Origin of the sequence: Flavobacterium lacisediminis (assembly GCF_025909975.1) — a bacterium.
Taxonomy (GTDB): Bacteria; Bacteroidota; Bacteroidia; order Flavobacteriales; family Flavobacteriaceae; genus Flavobacterium; species Flavobacterium lacisediminis.
In genome coordinates this window covers 78392-99775 of the sequence record NZ_JAPCIO010000005.1, presented here as the reverse complement: position 1 = coordinate 99775, position 21384 = coordinate 78392, and the positions used below count along the sequence as shown (strand labels likewise).

Sequence of the window (21384 nt, the reverse complement as noted above, 5' to 3'; positions counted from 1 at the left end):
TTGAATTACCTAATCACTATCATCGGACCAACAGCTATAGGAAAAACGGCGCTAAGTATTACTTTAGCACAACATTTTGGTTGCGATATTATTTCGTGCGATAGTCGCCAGTTTTTTAAGGAAATGAAAATTGGTACTGCTGTTCCGAGTGATGAAGAGTTAGCTGCAGCTCCACATTATTTTATCCAAAATAAATCGATTTTTGAAAGTTATTCTGTTGGTGATTTTGAGCAAGAAGCTTTAACGAAATTGGACGAATTATTTCAGAAAAACAACATTCAAATTATGGTGGGTGGTTCTGGATTATATGTAGATGCAGTTTTAAAAGGATTTGATGATTTTCCTGATATTGATAACTCAGTTAGAGATGAAATAAATGCAAAATTTGATAGTTTAGGAATCGAATATTTGCAAGAGCAATTACAAAAATTAGATTCGGAATATTATACAAAACTTTCAACAGAAAATCCGCAAACCTTACAAAACCCTCAACGTATGAAGCGTTTTGTTGAAGTTTGTATTGGAAGTGGAAAACCGTATTCAAGTTTTATTGGAAAACGAAAAAATGTGAGAAACTTCACTCCTATTATCATTGGATTAGAAGCGGACAGAGAAATCATGTACAACAGAATCAACCAAAGAGTTGATATTATGCTAAATGAAGGACTTTTAGCCGAAGCGCAAGCATTGTATCCAAACAAACATTTAAATGCGTTACAAACTGTTGGTTACAGAGAATTATTCGATTATTTTGATGGAAAAACAACATTGGATTTCGCCATCGAACAAATCAAAATGAACACACGCCGTTTTGCTAAAAGACAAATTACTTGGTTTAAACGAACTGAAAATGTGAGTTGGTTTGATTATATGACCGATAGAAAAGAGATTATTACAACAATAGAATCACAGATTCAAAAACTATAAAAATGCCCATTTCACCCAACTTTACTTCCATTTTAGAACAAGAATACGAAATCAACTTTCTGCAATGCTATCCAAATGGGTTGTTGAAATATACCGATTTATGCAATATTTTTCAAATTACGGCGGGAATTCATGCCGATTTAGGTGGAATTAGCTTTAGCGATATGCAAGAACATCATCAAGCTTGGGTGATGAGTAAAATGCGTTTGGAAATTATCAGTTTACCGAAATGGAAAGAGAAAGTTACCGTAAAAACTTGGATAAAATCATTGGAAAATTCGCGTTCAACTCGTTGTTTGGAATTATATCGAGGTGATGAAAAACTAGCAGGTTGCGAAACGTATTGGGCAGTTTTAAATACGCAAATCAGAAGACCTGAAAATTTAGCTTTACCACACGAACATTTCATTAAATATCCAGAACACAGCGCAACTGAAAAATCGGTGCAACGAATTAATTTAGATGTTCCTTTTGAAAAAGTTTTGGATTACAAAGTTCAGTTATCAGATTTAGATATTGTAAATCATGCAAACAACGTAAAATACTTAGAATGGTGTTTGAATACGATGGATAGAAAATTTGTCTTAAAACAGCACATACAAAGTTTTGAAATGAATTTCTTGAAAGAATTAAATTGGAATGATGAAGTAGCTATTTCGAAAAACGAAAATACATATGTAATTTCTAAAGAAGATAAGATTTGCTTTGCATTAGAAATAAACGAATAAAAAAAGTCCTGATTGCTCAGGACTTTTTTGTTATTTTTTGATTACTAATCTAAAACCTTCTCCGTGAATGTTTAAGATTTCTACGTTTTCATCTTGTTTCAAGAATTTTCTCAATTTAGCGATGTAAACATCCATACTTCTTGAAGTGAAATAGTTATCGTCTCTCCAAATTTTGGTTAACGCTAATTCTCTTGGCATTAAATCATTTTCGTGAAGTGCTAACATTTTTAATAATTCGCACTCTTTTGGAGATAATTTAATTGGTTCTTGTCCTGGAAAAGTTAAGAAACGTAATTTTGAGTTTAAGTGGAATTTACCAATTTCAAATTCAAATTTAGTTGTATCTGGTTTTACTTCTGATGCTTTTCTTTGGATAATGGCTTTAATTTTCATTAAAAGTACTTCAGAATCAAACGGTTTGTTTAAATAATCGTCTGCACCTACTTTATATCCTTTTAGAACATCTTCTTTTAACGTTTTAGCTGTTAAAAATATGATTGGCACATCTTGGTTTTTCTCACGAATTTCTCTCGCTAATGTATAACCATCTTTATATGGCATCATAACATCTAAGATGCATAAATCGTAAGTATCTTTTTTAAATTTTTCGAATCCTTCCATTCCGTTTTTTGCCAACGTAACATCAAAATCATTTATCATTAAATAATCTTTCAATACGGCGCCAAAATTTGGATCGTCTTCAACTAATAATATTTTCTTTGCTTCCATAGTAATTGTGTGTATATTTTAATTTATTAATGGCAATTTTATAATAAAGGTACTACCCTTTCCTTTTTCGCTTTCTACAAATATTTGACCGTTATGGTCTTCAACAATTTGTTTTACGTAAGACAAGCCTAAACCGTGTCCTTTAACGTTATGCAAATCTCCAGTATGTTCTCTGTAAAATTTCTCAAAAACTCTTTTCTGAGCCACTTTACTCATACCTGCTCCTTGATCTTGAATTTTGATTACAATAAAATCTTTAATATTTTCTGTAAAAACATCAATTATTGGAGCTGCTGGCGAATATTTAATCGCATTATCCAATATATTTACCAAAACATTGGTAAAATGAACTTCGCTTAAAAGAATTGTACTTCGATTTGCATTAAAATGCTGATGAATTACACCTTCTCTATCTTCTATAATTAAACTAACATGTTCAATTGCATCTTCTATAATTTCCGTAACATCTCTTGGTTCCTTTGATATGTCTAACTCATTTCTTTCTAATTTAGAAATACGTAGTACATTTTCAACCTGAGCATGCATTCGTTTATTTTCTTCTTTAATCATTTGAAGATAACGTTGAACTTTTTCTTTATCTTCAATAATTTTAGGGTTCTTAATAGCGTCTAAAGCTAAATTAATAGTAGCAATAGGCGTTTTAAATTCGTGCGTCATATTATTAATAAAATCGGTCTTGATTTCAGAAATTTGCTTTTGCTTGATTAACTGATTTAAAGCACTTGAATACGTTAATACAATTACCAAAGTAAAAAGTAATGACAAACTTGAAATTCCAATTAAAGATGAAAAAACGAATTTGTTTTTTTGTGGAAAACTTACCAGTAATTGATGCTTTGAAAGTCCTTCATTATCTTGAAAAACTGGAATTCCATAGGTTGTATTAACATCGTATTTAAAGTTTTCAGAACGGACTTTTGTTGCTAAACCATTGCTGTAAATTCCAAATTCAAAAGGTGTTTTTACTCCATATTTATGAAGCTCATCTTTTAAATATTTACCTAATTGCTCAGTTGAAACGCGTTCTTGCAGAGGCTTTAATGATACTACATCTTTAAAGGCTACTTCAAAATTTGCTTTATCCAAACTAGAAACACTACCTGACTTTCTTATAGTAACATCTGGAAATGAACGCATTTGTATACTTCCATCGTTAATGGTATTTCCATTAAAAATTTCTGTTTTTCTTTTAGAAACCACATTTCCAAAATTGACTGAATTTGCTTTTTTATCAAAGAACGAACCATTAATACCATAGTTTTCTGCTACTAAGGTATTGGTGTAAATTATCGTCTCATTCGTTTTTTTATCTCGTTCGTAGAAATAAATTTCTTTTAGTTCTTCTTCTTTTGGAATTTTACCTGTACTATCAATGATTTTATTGTAATAATTATAAAAAGAAACTAACTCTTTTTCTTTGATCGTATTGGAAACATTTCCTAAAACTTGTTGAACGTGGTATTTGAACTCCTCTTCATTTTTATCTAACGAAGTCGAAATCCAATACAACTGAACTAAGATGATACCAATTAATGACAAACTCATTAAAAAGACCAATAATCTAAACCTTGACTTATTCATCGAAACAAATTTAACATTTTAACATTTCTTGTTAAAATACATTAACCAAAGATTAACATAAAAACCTTTTTTTAAAGTTTTGCTAAAATTTTAAGAATTTCATCAGTTTTTAATAAAGTTTTTTGTAAAATAATATTTTCTATCACAAAATCACTTAATTCTATTTTACTTGCCTCTGGAAGTTGGTTTTTAATTCGTGCTAAAATGCTTTCTTTACTTACATTATCTCTTTTCATAGCTCTTTCAATTCTTAAATCTTCTGGAGCTGTAATTAAAATAACTTTGTCACATTGATTATGCCCTCCAGTTTCAAAAAGTATCGCCACTTCTTTAATTATAAACGGAAAATTTTCATGTTCTTTTAACCAATTTTTAAAATGAAGTTGGACTTCGGGATGAACTATAGCATTTAATTCTTTTAACTTGCGTGAATTATTAAAAACTAATTCGGCAATTTTTTTTCGATTAAGTGTATTGTCTTTGTTAAGAATAGATTCTGAAAACAAATTTTGAATTCTTTGTTTAACATCAGCTCTTTCCATAATATTTTTGGCTTCTTCATCAGCAATGTAAACAGGAATACCTTTAGAAGCGATATAATTCGCAACTGTAGATTTCCCACTACCTATACCTCCTGTTAAACCAATAATTTTTGTCATCTTATTTCTTAAAAAATAATTCAGGAAATGCTTCTTGAGGCTTTTGTTTCAATAATGCAATTCTATAGTAAGAAATTAAAAATCCTTTTCCATAACCGTAAAACTGAATTACTGTTGACCATAATGAATATAACGCTATTTTTAAACTTTTATTAGCAATTAATGAACTTATAAACAATAAAAGAAAATACAATCCATATAAACAAATGAAAAATGGAATAGAAAAAAAGAAAAACAGAATCGAAAATAAAAATCCTAATAAAAAGAAACTTGGAAACCAAAACGTGATTTTTGTATGTTGTGGATACCAAGAATTTAAAATAGGTCTTGCTTTCCCAAATTTATTTACTTGAATTTGAAACTTCTCCCAACTAATTCTTCTTTTATGATACACGAATGCATTTTTGATTAATTTAGTTTTAAAACCTAAATTCCATAATCGAATAGATAAATCAGGATCTTCTCCAGGGTGAATATTACCAAAACCATTTGAAGCTTCAAAAGCTTTTTTAGAGAGTCCCATATTAAAACTTCTCGGTTGAAATTTATCTACTTTTTCACTTCCGCCTCTAATTCCACCTGTAGTTAAAAAAGAAGTCATGGTAAAATTAATCGCTTTTTGGATGTCAGAAAACGAATCTAATGCGGCATCTGGACCTCCGAAACAATCAACATATTCTTCTTCAAGACTTTTTTGAACTTGAGTTAAATAATCTGTAGGAATAATACAATCTGAATCAAGAATAATAAAATAATCTCCCTTTGCAACATTCATTCCGTAATTACGAGAATCACCGGGACCAGAATTTGGCTTGAAATAATATGAAATTGTTAATTTATTAGTATACTTTTCAATTATATTCTGACAAGGAATGGAAGAACCATCTTCAACAATTACAACTTCAAAAGGAATTGACGACGTAAACTTAGTCAAGCTCTCCAGTAATTCGTCAATTTCTTCAGGTCGATTATAAACAGGAACTATAAAGGAAAAATACATCTTAATTTTTTTACAAATATATAAAAAAGAAAAGTCCCGAATAAATCGAGACTTTTCATTATCATAATATTATTAAAATTACTGTTTAATAACTTTAATTGATTTTGTTGTATTACCTACAGTAACATTTACAATATAAGCACCAGAATTCAATCCAGACATATTGATTTGACCTTCAGTAGCGTTCATTTTTCTATCCAATACGACTTGACCTAACATGTTAACTACTTGAACATTTGAAATTTCAGAAGTATATGATAAGTTCAAAATATCTTTTACTGGATTTGGATAAGCTGTAAATGCATTATTATCAAAAGAACTAGATGATAAAGATGGATCTGATAAATTAATGATAAAAGTACCTTGTTCGGATGCATTACTCCATACTTGAACATAATAAGTATTACCTGCTACTAAACCAGTTAAATTTTCAGTTATTGTACCAGTAAAATTTGAATTACAAGCAAGTGTTGTTTCTGTTAATGTTGCACAAGTTCCAGAATAAACCGTGAAGTTACCAGAAGTCATTGAACCAACAGTTACAGCACAATCAACTAAACCAGATGTTGGTGCTTGAAATGAGAACCAAACATCTTGAATTGATCCAAATGAATCACATGAAGGTTGCGTAGCATTAACAGTTCCATAAGAATTATCAGAACCAACATTTACTCCATCAACGTTTACCGCCAAAGATGTTCCACAATCTTGATTTGTAACTGCAGGTGGATTTACTGCAACACAAGAAACTGTCATTGAATAAGCACCTGTGCTTCCTGAATTCCAACCTTCAATTGCAATATAATAAGTTGTAGTACCATCGGAATTGAATGAAGCTTTCGAACGAGTTCCATTGGTACAACTTGCATCATCATCATTTCCTCCAATAAGAGTTAATGCTCCTGAAGTACCAGTATATATTAAAACAGAACTATCATAAGAAGATGCACATAAATCCAATGTAACTGTTTGGGCAGTACCTGAACCTGTAAAAGAGAACCAAACATTTGGCGCATCCATATCCGCTCCAAAACCGTCAGGAGCGCTATCTTCATCTAAAGACGCATAAACTGTTGAACCAGTATAAGTATTTCCACACGAAATAACAGCAGCGTTAGCAAAATTATCATTTGCAGGTGCTGATTGAGTAGCAACTGTTATAATATTTGTACCTGTAGTAACATTATAATAGTAATCATAAGGACCTGCTCCACATCTTGTATATTCGTAGACCTTTGCATAGTATGTAGTACCTTGAGTTAATCCTGTTACGGTAACTGTAGTTCCAGTACCGTCAAATACAATTTGTTGTCCTGATCCTGCATAAACAGTATTAGCAGTTAATGCTGGCCCATTTCCATTAACTGGATCAACAAATACTGGCGAATTACTAAAATAAACTACCCTTCTATTTCCATTACCGTTTGTCCATGATAATGGAATTGTTGTCAAAGTAACGGTACCTGCAGTTAACAGAGTAACTTGGTTTGACGGAGTAGCTGGAGGATTAATTGAAACTGAAGCAGTTTCGGAAGATGAACCAGAATTGGTACATGTAACTTTTAATCTGTAATAAATAGTAGTTCCAGAAAAAGCTGGTGGAATATATGAAGATGTTGTAGCTCCAGTACCACCAACAGCATTTTGCCAAACATCAGTAACACCATCGTCATTAGATTCTTCCCATTGGAAAGACAATCCTGTAACACCACTTGTAAAACCAGTAGCTACTATAGTAGCTGGAACTGTACCTGAACATATATTTTGAATTGCTGGAGTTACACTTCCAGCAGTAGGCACACCAGAACATGGAACTGGAGGTGTCCAAGTAAACGTTAAACCTGAAGTAGGTAAAACAGTATTAAGAAAGGTAACAGTTTGGGTATTACTTGTTCCTGCAGTTGTTGAAGACCAAGAAGTTGCGCTAGTTCTATTTAAATAACTTGTATTTACTGAACCTCTTAAACCAACCTGTGGAGCAGAACTTGTTGTTCCTGAAATAGAAGAACCATAAATAAAATCAATTACATTTGATGTTTCATTTAAAACGATTTGAAAATCTAAATTTCTTTGAGTGACATTATATGGTCTTAAATTAGTATATTGAATAATAAGTTTTCTATTTGGAGAAACTCCTTCAATTCCATAACTAATTTGTCCTGTAGCAACATGAAAGGTTCTACCTGTTCCTGTTGAAGTACAATTTGCAGAAATTGTAACTTGTGTTGCGTCAAAAGAAACCACTGTTGCTCCTGCAGGAACTCCAGTTCCGGAAATTAAGGCTCCTACAGTGAACTCACTTGTAGTACCTGATGTAATGGTAATAACAGGAGAACCAGTTGTATTACTACCTAAAGCAGCATAACCACCATTAGCATCTAAACCGAATGCAGATAAAGCACCATCATAAACATTTGTACTTCCAATTGGACCATAAGTACCTGCTGTTGGAGCTGTAGCTCCAAAAGAGACAAAACCATTAGTATTTACATAAATATTTGTTCCAGTTACATAATTAACACCCGCAAAATTAAAATCAAAAGGTAGTGCTAATGTGTAATTTACATCATCTAGTGCAGCAGCAGAAGTTCCACTAGTAGCAGTTTGTGTTGCTAAAATAGTTGGAGCGGATAATGCCATGTAAGTACCGTTGCTTTGACTAAAAGCATAAGAAGATACCTGAGCATTAATTTGCCAACAAGTAAAAAAGGCAAATAATAATAAAGTAATTTTTTTCATGTATTTATAATTTTATAGTTAATCAACTACAAATTTAATCAATATATGAATGCTTATATCTATAACTGATTAAACCTTTTAACAACACTAACTTAATATCGATGAAATACCTAAAAAAAACGACAAAAAACAAAAAACCCTAACTAAGTTAGGGTTTTGTAACATTTTAAATAAAAAATGTTAGTTTTACTATATACTTGGTACCATCACCATTTCATTTGCATCAGCTTGGTAATCAACACCATCAAATCCAAATCCAAATAAATTTAAGAAATCTTGTTTGTATCCAGCTAAATCACCTAATTCTACTAATGTTTCTGTTGTAGATTCACCCCATAATTTAGCAATTTTTTCTTGCACATCAGCTCTCATTTCCCAATCATCAATACGAATTCTTCCTTTATCGTCTGTTGGAATAGCATTACCTGTGTACAATCTATCCGCATACAAACGTTGGATTTGCTCAATACAACCTTCATGAATTCCTTCCGCTTTCATGATTTTATACAACAATGAAATATATAATGGAATTACTGGAATTGCCGAACTAGCTTGTGTTACTAATGCTTTGTTTACTGAAACATATCCTTTACCATTGATATCTTTTAATTTCTCTGTAATTTCAAAAGCAGTTGCTTCCAAATGATCTTTAGCTCTTCCGATTGTACCTTTTCTATACACTGCTTCAGTTACTTCAGGCCCTATGTAAGAATATGCAATTGTTGTTGCACCTTCTGCTAAAACACCTGCTCCTTTTAAAGCATCCATCCACATTGACCAATCTTCACCACCCATAACCACAACAGTGTTATCTATATCTTCTTGATTGGCTGGTTCAATTGATACACTTGTTACATTTCCTGTATGGAAATCAACTGTTTTATTTGTAAAAGTTGACCCAATAGGCTTTAAAGTAGAACGGTGTAAAACACCTGTCACTGGATGTTGACGCACTGGAGATGCCAAACTATAAATAATTAAATCTATCTGACCTAAATCAGCTTTAATCATATCTATTGTTTGTTGTTTTACTTCGTTTGAAAATGCATCACCATTAATACTTTTTGCATATAATCCAGCCTTTGCTGCTTCAACTTCAAATGCTGCTGAATTATACCAACCTGGAGAAGCAGTTTTCCCTTCAGATGGAGCTTTTTCAAAAAATACACCTATAGTTGCTGCATCAGAACCAAAAGCACTTGTAATTCTTGAAGCCAAACCAAAACCTGTTGAAGCACCAATAACTAATACTCTTTTAGGTCCGTTGATTTTTCCTTTAGATTTTACATATTCGATTTGATTTTTTACATTTTGTTCACAACCTTTTGGGTGAGCTGTTAAACAAATAAATCCTCTCATTCTTGGTTCTATAATCATGATATTCTATTTTTAAAATTGGTTTGTTTGTCGTTTAAAATAGTAAGCAAAAGTACTTTAAAAAATTAATTCAGCAAAGCTTTTGCATGTTGTAAAGCCGAATCAGTTATATCTTTACCTGATAACATTTCAGCAATTTGTTGAATTCTTTCTTCCTGAGTTAACAGATTTAATTCTGAAATTGTAGTTTCTCCTTGATTTCGTTTTGAAACTTTATAATGTGAATTTCCTTTAGCTGCAATTTGTGGTAAATGTGTGATGGCAAATACTTGCATAGTAGCACTCATTTCTTTCATAATTTCACCCATTTTAATTGCAATCTCTCCAGAAACTCCGGTGTCAATCTCATCAAAAATAATAGTTGGTAATTTAGAATAATTGGCTAAAATGGCTTTTATTGCTAACATAATACGCGACATCTCTCCACCAGAAGCTACTTTTTTCAACAACCCAAAGCTAGTTCCTTTGTTTGCAGAAAACAGTAAAACGACCTCATCTTTTCCTTTTGGATAGTAAGAATCCGTATGATTAATTTCAATTTGAAAATTGGCTTCTACCATTCCTAATTGTGATAAAATAGCTTTAATTTTTTCAATTAAGATTGGTGCTGTTTTTATTCTGTTTTCAAAAATAGACATAGCTATTTCATCAACTTTCACTTGTTTTGTATTTAATTCAGATTGCAATTTATTAATAACACCATCTAAATCATCAACACGAATAACCTTAGCATCCAAATCGTTTTGGATTACCAATAATTCAGCAATAGTTTGAACTTGGTGTTTCTTTTGTAAATTATAAATGGATTGCAATTTCGTATTAACTAATTCCAATCGCTCAGGATCAGCTAAAATTTTCTCATTGTTTTGTTCGCATTCCGAAATAATATCTTCAATTTCAAGTAAACTACTTGTCAAACGCTCTAACAATTGTGCATTTTGAATAGAAAAACCAGCCACTTTTTGAAGTGAAATTTTGATTTCTTTCAAATTGACTAATGCACCTACTTGCTCTTCATTCGCAATAGCTAAAATTCGTTCGAAATTTTCTTTTATGAATTCGACATTGCTTAATTGTTCTAACTCTTGTTCTAATTCTTCTTGCTCACCATCAACTAAATTGGCTGCTAAAAGTTCGTTTAACAAAAACGAATTATATTCATATTCCTTAATCAAAGCTTCTTTTTCTGAAATCAATTGTTTCAACTCTTTTTGAGTGAATTTGAAATCAGCTAATGCGTATTTGTAAGAAGCTACGAATTCTCCGTTATTGGCAACTGCATCTAAAATATCAATTTGGTAATTTTCTTCTGTTAGTTCTCTAGTTTGATGTTGGGAATGAATATCCAATAACATAGCCCCCAATTCCTGCAATTCCTGAAGATTTACTGGGCTATCATTTACAAAAGCACGCGATTTTCCTGAAGGTAAAATTTCTCTTCTAATGATGGTTTTATCTTCATAATCCATATCATTTTCATCAAAAAAAGATTGAAGTTTATAGTTGGAAATAGCAAATTGTGCTTCAATAATGCATTTTTGTTCTTTATCTTTCAACGAAGTCAAATCAGCTCTATTACCTAAAACCAAACCTAGAGCACCAAGAAGAATTGATTTTCCTGCACCAGTTTCTCCTGTAATAACAGAAAACTGATTGGAAAAATCAGTTTCAAGCGATTCTATTAACGCGTAATTTTTTATGGAAAGTGAAAGCAACATAAGTTAAATATTCATTTAAGAGATTGAACTATCTTATTTTATTCCACTTTTGAGAATTAAGAGGAGAAATTCTATTTAAAGTTTCTAGCAATTTAACGTTGTTTGTTTGTGGTCCACCAGAAAAAATAGAAACCAATTCATCTCCTTTAGCATCAAAAAAAGTTCGAACCAATAATGAATTTGGTCTTGTTTTTTGAATTTCTGCCAAAGTTTCTATTGAATTAGCTACATTCTCTTTCCCTTTTTTCACATCTTCACTCATGGTATCTAGACCTAATCTGTGATACTCATAAAGTGTTTTTCTAAAGGGTGCAAAAGTGGCAGCTAACATATCTGAAACTAAAAAATTACGATTGTTATTATTTCCTTCTGATTGCGACCAACCTTTGTAACCACTAGACTGAGCTACGTTAACAATATTTGATGCTACTTCTAAGTATTTTGACCCTCCATTTAAAGCAAAAGAATCCATATCCATTCCAATAATTATATTAGAATAAAATGCTAAAACAGAAACTAAATTAGAATTAAAAGAATTTTGGTCATAAACCATAGTTTCAAATTCGATAAATCGAAAAGTGAAATTTTTGTCGTTTATGTTTAAAATAGGTGTTACTAAAGTAGAGTTAAGAACAGGTCTTGAAGATTGAACTTGCAATGTAGCTTCAAAAACATTAGAACCATAAGATGTAACATTAATAAAAAAGTTACATTCAATTTTTTCAACATCAGTATATTCTTTATTAGTCCATTTTGTGGTATTTAAAAATTCTTTAACTTGAGTTTCAAGATTTTTAAAAAGTTGTGGATTTCCATTAGCTACTTGTTGGTAATTAACAGAAACAGTTGCATTAAGTTCTTGCGAAAACACATTACCTAATGAAAACAAGAAAACCACTACTACTAATACTTTATGCATCATAAAATTGAATTACTTTATTAATAATATCTTGAGCTACTTCTTCTTTTGTTTTTAATTCTTTAGGCTCAATTGTAAACTCTTTAGAGATAAAAGTTACTTTATTAGTTTGCATTCCAAAACCAGCTCCTTTATCATTTAATGAATTTAAAACTATCAAATCTAAGTTTTTTTTCTGGATTTTTTGCTTTGCATGCTCAATTTCATTTTCGGTTTCCAATGCAAATCCAATTAAAAACTGATTTTTCTTTTGTTCACCTAGAGAAGCTAAAATATCTTTTGTTTTTTCTAGCTCTATAGAGAACGTTGCATCATTCTTTTTTATTTTCTGATCTGCAACATTTTTTGGGCGATAATCTGCAACTGCTGCTGCTGCAATTGCGACATCTACGTTATCGAAATATTTATGACAAGCCTCATACATATCTTGAGCAGATGTTACTCTAATTAAATTAATTGATGAGTTTTGCACATTTAAATGTGTTGGACCTGAAACTAAAATTACTTCAGCCCCTTTATTAGCGGCTTCATTTGCGATATCAAATCCCATTTTACCCGAAGAATGATTTCCTATAAATCGAACAGGATCTATTGCTTCATATGTTGGACCAGCTGTAATTAATATCTTTTTCCCTTTAAGTGGTAATTTTTCTAACAAATCATTTTCAAGGAAAGCAACTATATTTTCAGGTTCTGCCATTCTTCCTTCACCAGATAAACCACTAGCTAATTCTCCACTTTCGGCAGGAATTATTATGTTTCCAAACGATTTAAGTTTGTGAAAACTATCTAAAGTAGAAGGATGTTTGTACATATCCAAATCCATTGCAGGTGCAAAGTAAACCGGACATTTAGCAGAGAGGTAAGTTGCAATTAATAAATTATCGCAATTCCCATTTGCCATTTTGGAAAGTGTATTGGCTGTAGCTGGAGCAATAAGCATTAAATCAGCCCACAACCCTAATTCTACATGATTATTCCATTCACCATTTGCTTCTTCTTCGTTATAAAAAGTCGAATACACTGGGTTTTTAGAAAGTGTTGCTAAAGTTAATGGGGTAACAAAATGCAAAGAAGCAGGCGACATTACAACTTGTACTTGTGCGCCTGCTTTTATGAATAGTCTAACCAAGTTGGCTGTTTTGTAAGCAGCTATACCACCAGATACACCTAGCAAGATTTTTTTACCGCTTAAAACAGACATATTGATTGATTTATTTAGCTTCTCTGTAATAGATTTTACCTTCTTCCCACTCTTGCACTGCTAAAGCGTGTGGTTTAGGTAATTTTTCATAGAATTTTGAAACTTCAATTTGCTCTTTGTTTTCAAAAACTTCCTCTAAACTATCGTTGTAAGTTGCAAATTCTTCTAATTTTTCAATCAATTCTTTTTTAATTTCAGTATTGATTTGATTAGCACGTTTTGCCATGATAGTAATCGCTTCATAAATGTTTCCGGTAGGCTCTTCTAATTTACTTTTATTATAAGTAATAGTGTTTACTGGAGCATTTGTTTTCTTTAAATCCATGATTTACTTTTATTTAGAAAATTGTTTTAATTCTTGTTCAATATCTGCCAATAACTTATCGGCTTGTTCTTTATATTTTGTATTTGGCTTAAACTTGATTAAACTGTTATATGCAGCTTTGGCCACAGCAAAACGTTCAGCTTTTTTTAATTCAATACTATTTTTTGCAAAACTATATGTAGCATCAAACTTTAAAAACATAGCATCTTCTTTATAAGGAGTACCAGGATAATCAGCAATAAAATTATCTAAAGCTTTAATAGCTGCAGTGTACTCTAGTCGATAATCTGCAATAGTATGATATTGTTTTGCAATCTCAAATGCCTTTTTTTCTTGTTTTTCACGTAATTCTTTAACACAAACATTTGCTTTAGGTAAAAATTCAGAATTTGGATAATTATCAATAAATTTTTGCATCTTATCTAATGCTTTTTGTGTATCTGTTTGATCTAAACTATATGCTGGTGATAACCTATAAAAGCTTTCTGCTGCAAGAAAACTCGCTTCTTCTCTTTTATCACTTCTAGGATATGAAACCACATAATTCTCAAACTGATAACCAGACAAATAATATTCTTCTGTATTATAAAGTGCTTTTGAGTAATTAAAAAAGAACAATTCAGAAGTTGGTTTACCCTTATAAGCAGGTGCAGCTTGTTCGTATAAACGAATTGCTTTTCCATACTTTTCTTTCTCGAACATTTGATTGGCAACTGTTGCTTTTACTTCAACATCATCAGATTTTAAAGCCTTCTGATAAGGACTACATGACACCAATACAATGGTAAGTATAAGGAAACTAAAAAATTTATTCATTTGGCTTTATATTTTTACTTTATAAACATCCATAAGATGTTACCTAAAAAAGCAACTGCAAATTTAGACATTATTTAATTACTATAAAAATCTTTTTTTTAACTTAATTTTCTTGTGAAATTGTGCAATCTTGTTGCTAAATCTTCATTTACATTTACAAGTGGTAATCGTACTGTGTTCTCAGACAATCCCAATGATTTAAAGACTTCTTTAATTCCTCCCGGATTGCCTTGTTCGAAAATCATATCAATACTATCAGCTAATAAATAATGTAATTTATAAGCCTCATCCACTTTTCTTTCTAATCCTAAACGCACCATTTCAGAGAATTCCTTTGGAAAACCTTCCCCAATTACCGAAATCACACCTGCTCCACCTGCTAAAACCATTGGTAACGTAATCATATCATCGCCAGAAATTACTAAAAATCCTTCTGGTTTTGTTTGAATTAATTTCATTGCTTGTACAATATCTCCAGCCGCTTCTTTAATTCCGATTACATTTTTGAAATCATTTGCAATTCGAATTACAGTTGATGGCAACATGTTACTTGCTGTTCTTCCAGGCACGTTATACAAAATAACTGGAATGGGCGACGCTTCTGCAACCGCCTTGAAATGTTGATAAATCCCTTCTTGCGTTGGTTTGTTGTAGTAAGGAGAAACTGACAAGATAGCTGAGAAATGAGAAAAATCTCTAGTTTTCAATTCTTCAACTACTTTATGAGTGTTGTTTCCTCCAACTCCTAAAACTAAAGGCAATCTTCCCGCATTCGCTTTAATTATAGTATCGATAACTAATTCTTTTTCGTCTTGTGATAACGTTGCCGATTCTGCTGTAGTTCCTAAAACTACCAAGTACTCTACTCCTCCTTCAACAACATGATTTACAATTCTAGCCAACGCTTCAACATCAACCGAAAAATCTTTTTTAAATGGCGTAACTAAAGCAACACCTGTACCAATAAATGATTGCATTTCTTATATTTTATTTAAAATTTTCAAATACTTAAACAGTTCTAAAACAAACTCATTATAATTTTCAACAAGAGTTTTTATGATAAAATGATTGACTCTTTTGTCAACCGTGTCAAATCCAACTTTAAATTTAGCCTTCGATTTAGTTGACAATAACAAAAGTCCACTTTTATTCACATCGTAATAATTGATTAACAAATCAAAAGGAGTTTCTATAAAATCATTGACTTCTTTTTTATCAATTTCTCCCGAAAGCGAAATATTCTTTAAGGATAAATAAGGCTCGCTTGGCTCTTCTTTTTTCTTGATTTTATCTTTATAAACTAATATCGAAATATTGCTAGCATCAATTCCTTGCGAAGCTATTCTTTCAACTAATTGAGCTGTTTCTGAGAAATAAGATTCATCAACTAAAATTCCAACAGTTACTACTTTATCATTTGATGCCAACGCATTTTGAGTTGCTAACCTTTTAGTAACATTTTTTTTTAGAAAAAAGTTCTTTATAATATTATAAAACATAGTATTTTTACCTATTCGACAAAATTAAAAATTTAAGCTTTTGTTATGCTTGTAAATGTAAAAAAGAATACAATATCTTTTCGGTTTTTTGTTATATTATTAACATTTAATCTCATTATATCCTGTAAATCAACTTCTTCTTATCAAACCACTAAAATTGAAGGAAAAAAAATAGGTGTTACCAATGAAAAAGGGGAAAACGAAGCCATTACAAATTACGTGAAACCTTACAGTGATAACATCAACAAAGATTTGAATAGTGTTTTAGCATACTGTCCTGAAACACAAGACAAAAGTAAAGGAACTTGGCAATCGAATATCGGAAACTTATTAGCCGAAATTACTTTTGAACTTGGAAATCCAGTTTTTCAAAAAAGAGAAAATAAAACTATTGACGCTTGTTTACTTAATCACGGCGGCATCAGAGCGGTTATTCCTAAAGGAGATGTTACTACAAGAACTGCTTTTGAAGTAATGCCTTTTGAAAATAGCCTAATCATTGTAGGACTTACCGGAAAAGAAATTAAAACGTTAGCCGAATACATCATTAAAGAAAAGAAGCCACATCCTTTATACGGAATGAAAATCTATATTGATAAAAATACTTTAGCAATCAATAAGATTGAAATAAACAATCAACCTTTAGATGAAAATCGAATTTATTATGTGGGAACTTCTGATTATTTAGCGAATGGAGGCGACAACATGACTTTTTTTAAAGAAAGTAAAATCAAATTTGACATGGAATACAAACTTCGAAATATGATGATTGATTATTTCAAGAAAGTAGATACGATTCCGAACATTACAACCGAAAAAATAATTTTAGAATAATACTTAGCTATGAAGAGAAGAGATTTTATCCAAAAAACAGCTGCGAGTTCGGCTTTACTTGGTTTATCAGGCGTAAGTTTAAGTAGTTTTTCTACATTAGAAACCAAGAAGATTACCATTTTACATACGAATGATACGCACAGTCATATCGATCCATTTCCTATTGATCATCCAAAAAACCCAAACATGGGTGGAGCTGCTAGAAGAGCTGCGATTATTGAAAGCATTAGAAAAGAAGAAAAAAATGTGCTTTTATTAGATGCTGGTGATATTTTTCAAGGAACTCCGTATTTCAATTATTATGGTGGCGAATTGGAATTTAAATTAATGAGCATGATGCAATACGATGTTGCCACAATGGGAAATCACGATTTTGACAATGGAATTGATGGTTTTTATGCCCAATTACCTCATGCAAGGTTTGATTTTGTATCAGCAAATTATGATTTTAAAAATACGGTTTTGAATGAAATTGTAAAACCTTATAAAATCATTATTAAAGACGGAATTAATATTGGGATTTTCGGATTAGGCGTTCAATTAGACGGACTTGTTGATAAGAAACTTTATAAAGAAACCGTTTACAACAATCCAATTGAAGTAGCGCAAGACATGACCCGGATTTTAAAAGAAGAAAAGAAATGTGATTTGGTAATTTGCTTATCCCATTTAGGATTCAAGTACAAAGACGAACCGGAGAAACCAAGTGATATTCTATTGGCTCATAAGACTAAAAACATTGATTTGATTATTGGAGGTCACACCCATACTTTTTTAGACAAACCTGTAATTGAAAAAAATAGCGAAGGAAAAGAGGTTTTGATTAATCAAGTGGGATGTTTTGGTGTAAATTTAGGACGAATTGATTTCTACTTATCTAACGATAAATTGCATCACAATCAAACAAAGAATATTATTGTGTAATTACTTTTCTCTGTGCAATAAATACTTCAGAAGAAAATAATAGGTTGGGATTTCGAAGATACAAGAAATGTAAATAAACAAATCATTTTTACTGTAATATTTGTTCAATGCTATAAAGACATCCGAAAAAAACAGACAAAGTATTGTTAACAATAAAAATCGTGATGCAATAGACTTAAATCGCAAAGCATTGTAAATACTTAAAATCAAAACCATTAAGAACATTACAATATATCCAATTACTACAAAAAACTCTTTAAATTCTACATTTAAAGTCATACTGGCTACTTTGTAAAGTATCACTAAAACTAAGTAAGAAATAATAAAATACTTGAAATTATTCTGTAAAAATTGGTTTCTTTTAAAGAGTTTAGAATCAGTTACTACGTAACTAAACAAAATTGCAATAGCAATTAAATACAAATAAGTTGAAAAAACCTTAATATCTCTTTCTTCAAGTAAAATTAGGTTATCCGCTAAGAAAATGACTAAAAACAAACCTAAATTAAGGTATATTTTTGGTGACTTTGTAATGAAAAAATAAGCAAAAGCTATGCTTGGAACTATTATAGGTTTAAATATCAAAGCAATATCTAAATCATCATAAATTCTAAAGAAAAACAAATAACACAAATACGCTATAAAGTAAACATATAATGCTGCACTTGCTTTAGCATCAATACTTTTATCAATTTTAAATAAAGGATTTTCCATATATCTTAAAATTTGTTCTACTAATAAAATAAGAAAAATAAAAATAAAAAGTCAATTCTTGAAGTAAATGATAAATAACTTTTAAAAATAAAAAATCAGGAATTCTTGTAAAAAAAATATAAAAAATATCTGAAATGATAAAACTAGTAACCATTAAAGAAGAAAATAAGACGGTCCTATTTGCACAGTTAATTTGAATAATCCCAACTAACAAACCCATAAAAAACAATAAAATCCCAAACAATGAGTAAATTATCATTTTTACCGAACCATCATCTTTTAATAAAGAAATCATATTAATAGAAATATAAATAAAGAGAATAATAATTACATAAAATGAAAAATTATTAATTTGAATTTTTTTCTTTTTAATATAATAACGAAAATCTTGAAAAAGAAAATAACTTATGATAAAGTAAGGAATCAAAAAAAATGCAAATCCTTCGAAAAAAAAAGCATCTTTATTAATTAAAAGAATTATTTCTCCAATAAAATATAATAAAATAGAAAATGAAAACAAAAAATTTATCCTACCCCTTACTCTAATATAATAATAATAGAAGAGGGATGGAATAATCATAGGCTTACTAAAAAGTTCTAAATTTTCATTACCAAAAATTGATGCTATTACAAATAATATAATAGCAATAAAATAAAGTAATAAAGCCGAATTTAGTTTAATCATTTATCATTTGTTTGAAATCTAATTCTGTTATGATTGCAATTTTTAATTGATTCGCTTTTTCTAGTTTTGAAGGCCCCATGTTATCTCCAGCAATTACATAATCGGTTTTTGATGAAATAGAACTTCCTACTTTTCCGCCGTTATCTTCAATCGCTTTTTTGAGTTCGTCTCTTGAGTAAATTTCAAAAACTCCTGAAACTACAAATGTCTTTCCTTTCAACTTTTCAGAAAGTAAAACATCTTCTTCTCCAGATTCTAATTGAACTCCATAACTCTTAAGCCTATCAATAATACGAATATTTTCTTGATTTTCAAAGAATTGTACGACACTCTGTGCAATTTTATCGCCAATCTCATCAACTAAAATCAAATCCATGATGCTAGCTTGAGCAATTGCATCAATTGATTTGTAATGCTTAGCTAACTTTTTTGCAACTGTTTCGCCTACATATCGAATTCCTAAAGCATATAAAACACGCTCAAAAGGAATGGTTTTCGATTTTTCAATTCCGTTAATTAAATTCTCAGCAGATTTTTCTGCCATTCGTTCTAACGGAATGATTTGCTCTTTTTTTAGCTCATACAAATCGGCATAATTAGTAACTAAACCTGCATTGAATAACAAAGCAACTGTTTCTCCTCCCAAACCATCAATATCCATGGCTTTTCGGGTGATAAAATGCTGAATTCTTCCAATAATCTGAGGTGGACAGCCATAGAAATTTGGACAAAAATGATTCGCTTCACCTTCACTTCTAACTAATTCTGTTTGGCACTCTGGACAATGCGTGATGTATTTCGTAGGTTCCGCTTGATTTCCTCTTTGCGCTACTGCTATAATCTTTGGAATAATTTCGCCTCCTTTTTCAACAAAAACTTCATCACCTATTCTGATATCTAATTTTTCGATTTGGTCAGCATTGTGTAAAGAAGCACGTTTTACAATAGTCCCAGCCAATTGAACTGGTTCTAAATTCGCAACCGGAGTTATAGCACCTGTACGCCCAACTTGGTAAGAAATCGAATTTAATTTCGTAGTCACTTGTTCGGCTTTAAACTTATACGCCATTGCCCAACGAGGTGATTTTGCAGTATAACCTAACTCATCTTGATGTTGTAAATTATTGACTTTAATTACCACACCATCTGTTTCGTAAGGCAAATCGTGACGGTGTTTATCCCAATAATTGATATATTCAAAAACTTCGCTTAAGTTTTTAGCTAATTTAGATTGTGTTGGCACTTTAAATCCCCAATCTCTTGCTTTTTGCAAACCTTCAAATTGGGTTTTAAATGGTAAATTATTTCCAATTACGAAGTACAACAAACAATCTAAAGGACGTTTCGCTACTTCGGCACTATCTTGCAACTTTAAACTTCCGGAAGCGGTATTTCTTGGGTTTGAATAAGGAGTTTCGCCAATTTCTATTAATTCTTGATTCATTTTTTCAAATCCGGCAAACGGAAGAATGATTTCTCCACGAATGTCAAATTTTTCAGGAAAATCACCTTTTAAATGAATGGGAACTGCTTTTATCGTTTTGATATTATTGGTTACATCATCGCCTTGAAAACCATCGCCGCGCGTTACTGCACGTACTAAACGACCATTTTCATACGAAATACTTATTGATGCCCCATCGTATTTTAATTCGCAAGTATATTCCAGTGGAACATCACCTAAAACTTTTTGAATTCGGGTTTCCCAATCTTGTAAATCTTCGATTGAATAGGAATTATCCAACGAATACATACGATACTCATGTTTAATAGTCTCGAAATTTTTGGTCACCATTCCTCCTACTCTTTGAGTTGGTGAATTTTCATCAAAAAACTCGGGATGTTGTGCTTCTAAATCTTGTAATTGTTTTAGTTTTTGGTCAAATTCAAAATCAGAAATTGTTGGTTTATCCAACACATAATAATTATAATTATGCTGATTTAATTCGTCTCTTAAATTTTTAATAGTATCTAAAACGTTCATA

General features: G+C 31.0%; 20 protein-coding genes. 4 read left to right on the top strand and 16 right to left on the bottom strand.

Annotated features, from left to right (window positions below; translation table 11 throughout):
- Together miaA and OJ995_RS08675 are read left to right on the top strand one after the other, a co-directional pair.
- Window positions 1-927 carry a tRNA (adenosine(37)-N6)-dimethylallyltransferase MiaA gene (miaA, locus tag OJ995_RS08680; RefSeq protein ID WP_264369057.1) on the top strand — a complete coding sequence of 309 codons (927 nt, stop codon included), beginning with the start codon at window positions 1-3 and terminating at the stop codon, window positions 925-927.
- A 2-nt stretch (window positions 928-929) separates the two neighbouring features.
- A complete protein-coding gene (locus OJ995_RS08675; RefSeq protein WP_264369056.1) occupies window positions 930-1655 on the top strand; it encodes an acyl-[acyl-carrier-protein] thioesterase in 726 nt (241 codons plus the stop codon).
- A 30-nt stretch (window positions 1656-1685) separates the two neighbouring features.
- On the opposite strand, the gene OJ995_RS08670 is transcribed toward OJ995_RS08675, so the two are convergent.
- From OJ995_RS08670 to OJ995_RS08610, 13 genes are all read right to left on the bottom strand, one after another.
- Window positions 1686-2384, bottom strand: coding sequence for a response regulator transcription factor (locus OJ995_RS08670; RefSeq protein ID WP_153201734.1), 699 nt, complete (start codon window positions 2382-2384; stop codon window positions 1686-1688).
- Window positions 2385-2402: 18 nt separating this feature from the next.
- Window positions 2403-3986 carry a sensor histidine kinase gene (locus tag OJ995_RS08665; protein ID WP_264369055.1) on the bottom strand — a complete coding sequence of 528 codons (1584 nt, stop codon included), beginning with the start codon at window positions 3984-3986 and terminating at the stop codon, window positions 2403-2405.
- 71 nt (window positions 3987-4057) lie between these two features.
- On the bottom strand, window positions 4058-4645 hold the full coding sequence (coaE, locus tag OJ995_RS08660) for a dephospho-CoA kinase (RefSeq protein ID WP_264369054.1): 588 nt from the start codon (window positions 4643-4645) through the stop codon (window positions 4058-4060).
- 1 nt (window position 4646) lies between these two features.
- Window positions 4647-5645, bottom strand: a complete 999-nt coding sequence (locus OJ995_RS08655) for a glycosyltransferase family 2 protein (RefSeq protein ID WP_264369053.1) — start codon at window positions 5643-5645, stop codon at window positions 4647-4649.
- A gap of 78 nt (window positions 5646-5723) precedes the next feature.
- Entirely contained in the window at window positions 5724-8384 is a 2661-nt protein-coding gene (locus OJ995_RS08650) for a T9SS type A sorting domain-containing protein (protein WP_264369052.1), read from the bottom strand.
- Between the two features lie 189 nt (window positions 8385-8573).
- Complete coding sequence (fabV, locus tag OJ995_RS08645) at window positions 8574-9761, bottom strand: enoyl-ACP reductase FabV (protein WP_264369051.1); 1188 nt, start codon at window positions 9759-9761, stop codon at window positions 8574-8576.
- 65 nt (window positions 9762-9826) lie between these two features.
- Window positions 9827-11479: a DNA repair protein RecN gene (gene recN, locus OJ995_RS08640; protein WP_264369050.1), complete on the bottom strand. Its 1653-nt coding sequence runs from the start codon at window positions 11477-11479 to the stop codon at window positions 9827-9829.
- A gap of 28 nt (window positions 11480-11507) precedes the next feature.
- Complete coding sequence (gene porD / locus OJ995_RS08635; RefSeq protein WP_264369049.1) at window positions 11508-12401, bottom strand: type IX secretion system protein PorD; 894 nt, start codon at window positions 12399-12401, stop codon at window positions 11508-11510.
- A complete protein-coding gene (coaBC, locus tag OJ995_RS08630) occupies window positions 12391-13602 on the bottom strand; it encodes a bifunctional phosphopantothenoylcysteine decarboxylase/phosphopantothenate--cysteine ligase CoaBC (RefSeq protein ID WP_264369048.1) in 1212 nt (403 codons plus the stop codon). Before coaBC ends, porD begins: the two co-directional genes overlap by 11 nt.
- Before the next feature lie 10 nt (window positions 13603-13612).
- A complete protein-coding gene (locus OJ995_RS08625; RefSeq protein ID WP_026726592.1) occupies window positions 13613-13927 on the bottom strand; it encodes a DNA-directed RNA polymerase subunit omega in 315 nt (104 codons plus the stop codon).
- A gap of 9 nt (window positions 13928-13936) precedes the next feature.
- Window positions 13937-14743: an outer membrane protein assembly factor BamD gene (locus tag OJ995_RS08620; protein ID WP_264369047.1), complete on the bottom strand. Its 807-nt coding sequence runs from the start codon at window positions 14741-14743 to the stop codon at window positions 13937-13939.
- Between the two features lie 98 nt (window positions 14744-14841).
- Complete coding sequence (gene dapA, locus OJ995_RS08615; protein WP_264369046.1) at window positions 14842-15720, bottom strand: 4-hydroxy-tetrahydrodipicolinate synthase; 879 nt, start codon at window positions 15718-15720, stop codon at window positions 14842-14844.
- 3 nt (window positions 15721-15723) lie between these two features.
- Window positions 15724-16242, bottom strand: coding sequence for a DUF6913 domain-containing protein (locus OJ995_RS08610; protein WP_264369045.1), 519 nt, complete (start codon window positions 16240-16242; stop codon window positions 15724-15726).
- Window positions 16243-16287: 45 nt separating this feature from the next.
- Here OJ995_RS08610 and OJ995_RS08605 point away from each other — a divergent pair, with 45 nt between their 5' ends.
- On the top strand, window positions 16288-17076 hold the full coding sequence (locus OJ995_RS08605; RefSeq protein WP_264369044.1) for a 5'-nucleotidase C-terminal domain-containing protein: 789 nt from the start codon (window positions 16288-16290) through the stop codon (window positions 17074-17076).
- A gap of 9 nt (window positions 17077-17085) precedes the next feature.
- Complete coding sequence (locus tag OJ995_RS08600) at window positions 17086-18000, top strand: bifunctional metallophosphatase/5'-nucleotidase (protein WP_264369043.1); 915 nt, start codon at window positions 17086-17088, stop codon at window positions 17998-18000.
- On the opposite strand, the gene OJ995_RS08595 is transcribed toward OJ995_RS08600, so the two are convergent.
- The 3 genes from OJ995_RS08595 to ligA are packed head-to-tail and all read right to left on the bottom strand — an operon-like array spanning window position 18001 to window position 21383.
- On the bottom strand, window positions 18001-18714 hold the full coding sequence (locus OJ995_RS08595; RefSeq protein ID WP_264369042.1) for a hypothetical protein: 714 nt from the start codon (window positions 18712-18714) through the stop codon (window positions 18001-18003).
- On the bottom strand, window positions 18695-19399 hold the full coding sequence (locus tag OJ995_RS08590) for a hypothetical protein (RefSeq protein ID WP_264369041.1): 705 nt from the start codon (window positions 19397-19399) through the stop codon (window positions 18695-18697). The genes OJ995_RS08595 and OJ995_RS08590 overlap by 20 nt, the downstream gene beginning before the upstream one ends.
- Window positions 19392-21383 carry an NAD-dependent DNA ligase LigA gene (gene ligA, locus OJ995_RS08585; protein WP_264369040.1) on the bottom strand — a complete coding sequence of 664 codons (1992 nt, stop codon included), beginning with the start codon at window positions 21381-21383 and terminating at the stop codon, window positions 19392-19394. Before ligA ends, OJ995_RS08590 begins: the two co-directional genes overlap by 8 nt.
- Between the last annotated feature and the right edge of the window lies 1 nt (window position 21384).

What these genes read in the sequence shown, in the direction of transcription:
- OJ995_RS08650 (WP_264369052.1), bottom strand. Translation starts at nt 8,384, where the DNA reads ATGAAAAAAATTACTTTATTATTATTTGCCTTTTTTACTTGTTGGCAA.
- OJ995_RS08655 (WP_264369053.1), bottom strand. Translation starts at nt 5,645, where the DNA reads ATGTATTTTTCCTTTATAGTTCCTGTTTATAATCGACCTGAAGAAATT.
- porD (WP_264369049.1), bottom strand. Translation starts at nt 12,401, where the DNA reads ATGATGCATAAAGTATTAGTAGTAGTGGTTTTCTTGTTTTCATTAGGT.
- coaBC (WP_264369048.1), bottom strand. Translation starts at nt 13,602, where the DNA reads ATGTCTGTTTTAAGCGGTAAAAAAATCTTGCTAGGTGTATCTGGTGGT.
- OJ995_RS08665 (WP_264369055.1), bottom strand. Translation starts at nt 3,986, where the DNA reads ATGAATAAGTCAAGGTTTAGATTATTGGTCTTTTTAATGAGTTTGTCA.
- OJ995_RS08605 (WP_264369044.1), top strand. Translation starts at nt 16,288, where the DNA reads ATGCTTGTAAATGTAAAAAAGAATACAATATCTTTTCGGTTTTTTGTT.
- OJ995_RS08620 (WP_264369047.1), bottom strand. Translation starts at nt 14,743, where the DNA reads ATGAATAAATTTTTTAGTTTCCTTATACTTACCATTGTATTGGTGTCA.
- recN (WP_264369050.1), bottom strand. Translation starts at nt 11,479, where the DNA reads ATGTTGCTTTCACTTTCCATAAAAAATTACGCGTTAATAGAATCGCTT.
- OJ995_RS08675 (WP_264369056.1), top strand. Translation starts at nt 930, where the DNA reads ATGCCCATTTCACCCAACTTTACTTCCATTTTAGAACAAGAATACGAA.
- dapA (WP_264369046.1), bottom strand. Translation starts at nt 15,720, where the DNA reads ATGCAATCATTTATTGGTACAGGTGTTGCTTTAGTTACGCCATTTAAA.
- ligA (WP_264369040.1), bottom strand. Translation starts at nt 21,383, where the DNA reads ATGAACGTTTTAGATACTATTAAAAATTTAAGAGACGAATTAAATCAG.
- OJ995_RS08610 (WP_264369045.1), bottom strand. Translation starts at nt 16,242, where the DNA reads ATGTTTTATAATATTATAAAGAACTTTTTTCTAAAAAAAAATGTTACT.
- fabV (WP_264369051.1), bottom strand. Translation starts at nt 9,761, where the DNA reads ATGATTATAGAACCAAGAATGAGAGGATTTATTTGTTTAACAGCTCAC.
- OJ995_RS08600 (WP_264369043.1), top strand. Translation starts at nt 17,086, where the DNA reads ATGAAGAGAAGAGATTTTATCCAAAAAACAGCTGCGAGTTCGGCTTTA.
- OJ995_RS08590 (WP_264369041.1), bottom strand. Translation starts at nt 19,399, where the DNA reads ATGATTAAACTAAATTCGGCTTTATTACTTTATTTTATTGCTATTATA.
- OJ995_RS08670 (WP_153201734.1), bottom strand. Translation starts at nt 2,384, where the DNA reads ATGGAAGCAAAGAAAATATTATTAGTTGAAGACGATCCAAATTTTGGC.
- coaE (WP_264369054.1), bottom strand. Translation starts at nt 4,645, where the DNA reads ATGACAAAAATTATTGGTTTAACAGGAGGTATAGGTAGTGGGAAATCT.
- OJ995_RS08625 (WP_026726592.1), bottom strand. Translation starts at nt 13,927, where the DNA reads ATGGATTTAAAGAAAACAAATGCTCCAGTAAACACTATTACTTATAAT.
- OJ995_RS08595 (WP_264369042.1), bottom strand. Translation starts at nt 18,714, where the DNA reads ATGGAAAATCCTTTATTTAAAATTGATAAAAGTATTGATGCTAAAGCA.